This window comes from Rhodoplanes sp. SY1, from assembly GCF_046000175.1.
Taxonomy (GTDB): domain Bacteria; phylum Pseudomonadota; class Alphaproteobacteria; order Rhizobiales; family Xanthobacteraceae; genus Rhodoplanes.
Genome location: NZ_JBEOMB010000504.1, coordinates 1 through 673, shown reverse-complemented (window position 1 = coordinate 673; position 673 = coordinate 1). Strand labels below are relative to the sequence as shown.

At 55.6% G+C, this 673-nt stretch carries 2 protein-coding genes; both read right to left on the bottom strand.

Annotated features, from left to right (window positions below; translation table 11 throughout):
• Positions 1–192, bottom strand: a 192-nt coding sequence (locus tag ABTU92_RS30630; protein ID WP_408095288.1) for a hypothetical protein, incomplete at its 3' end; no start/stop codon positions are given.
• 190 nt (positions 193–382) lie between these two features.
• On the bottom strand, positions 383–673 hold a 291-nt coding region (locus ABTU92_RS30625; RefSeq protein WP_408095287.1), incomplete at its 5' end, for a hypothetical protein.

The window sequence follows — 673 nt, the reverse complement described above, 5'->3', positions numbered from 1 at the left end:
TGTTTTTGCATAGAGCCATAGCGCCTTGGTGACGGCGGCCTCGACCCGAGAAAACTTGTCAACAAAGCGCCCGAGCGCCTCAAAATAGGCCCTCAATCTCTCCTGCCCAGCCTTGGTGTGGGCTGCGTCCACTTTGTAGTATGGAGGAACACCACCAAACGGCACATCGCCGAATGCTCCAAGTCCAAACATGTTTCAATCCTCCGGCCCTAAATGTGTATAACCAGCGAGATCCAAAAAATACCAAAAGTTTAAGTGGGTGACTCAGGCGCCCCTGAACACGAAGCTTCGGTCGCGCATACAATCCGCATCGTCAAAAAGCAACACTGCGCTTGCCAGCAAGATGGCAAGACAAGAAGCGAAAGCGCGTAGAGCCACTGGTTCAATCGAGGAAATCTATGTGGCAAGTGTCGCACCGGAAAAGGTCGGAGTCCGTGTCGCTCGGGATGGGCTCCAGATTGGCGCGCGTGCCGCGCCGGACCCAACAATTCGGGCATTGGCGTTGTTGCTGGCCGACCACGGGTTCAAAATTGTCAAGCCGCCGGACCGCGTCCCTCGCCAAACTCAATTCCGCCTCAGCCTCCGCCTTGCGCTTCTCAAGTTGCGCTATTTCTTCCAAAAGACGAACGCAACGGAGCTGTTCAGCCTCTGCCGCCTCCTTAGCGAACCCAAA